The sequence below is a fragment of the Chryseobacterium sp. C3 genome, from assembly GCF_014218905.1.
In the GTDB taxonomy this organism is placed as follows: Bacteria; Bacteroidota; Bacteroidia; order Flavobacteriales; family Weeksellaceae; genus Chryseobacterium; species Chryseobacterium mucoviscidosis.
In genome coordinates this window covers 1-652 of record NZ_JACLCU010000030.1, presented here as the reverse complement: position 1 = coordinate 652, position 652 = coordinate 1, and the positions used below count along the sequence as shown (strand labels likewise).

The window sequence follows — 652 nt, the reverse complement described above, 5'->3', positions numbered from 1 at the left end:
CACAGTTTTGCGACGCATCTTCTGGAAGATGGGATGGATATTTTGAGCATCAAAAATCTTCTCGGTCACGAAAGTATCGATACCACGCTGGTTTATCTTCAAATTGCCCAGCTTTCAACCCAAAAACTCTTTTCACCGCTCGATACCCTTTTTTCAGAATTTGGGAAAAAATGAGCGGTTTAAAAACCTCAAAAAAACAGTCAGTTCAACCTCAATCTCAACCTCAATACGAAGTCGCCGATGTTTTAAACAAATTAGGTTCAAAATTGGAAGATTTAGGACTTAATTCTTGGCAATTACGAACACTTTCAGCGTTGAAAAAATGCCGTACCTCTGCTTTGGGTGGTCATATTGACGCTTGTGATGAATGTGGAAATGTAAGCATCAGTTACAACTCCTGCCGAAACCGTCATTGCCCAAAATGTCAGAGCAAAAACCGAGAGCAATGGATTGAAAATCGGGAAACCGAACTGCTTCCGGTACCTTATTTCCACGTGGTTTTTACGCTTCCTGATGTATTGAACAAAACCGCGCTTCACGAGCCCAAAATGTTGTACGATTTTTTATTTGAATCTGCCTGGGAAACGCTTCAAACGTTTGGTGAAAATCGAGGTTTAAAAATGGGAATGATTGCTGTTTTGCACACTTGGGG

Annotated in this window: 2 protein-coding genes; both read left to right on the top strand. The window is 41.0% G+C overall.

What is annotated here, in order from left to right:
• The coding region (locus H6W53_RS21410; protein WP_185209631.1) for a tyrosine-type recombinase/integrase at positions 1–174 on the top strand (174 nt) is incomplete at its 5' end.
• Positions 171–652, top strand: a 482-nt coding sequence (locus H6W53_RS21405; RefSeq protein WP_185209629.1) for a transposase zinc-binding domain-containing protein, incomplete at its 3' end; no start/stop codon positions are given. The genes H6W53_RS21410 and H6W53_RS21405, both read left to right, overlap by 4 nt.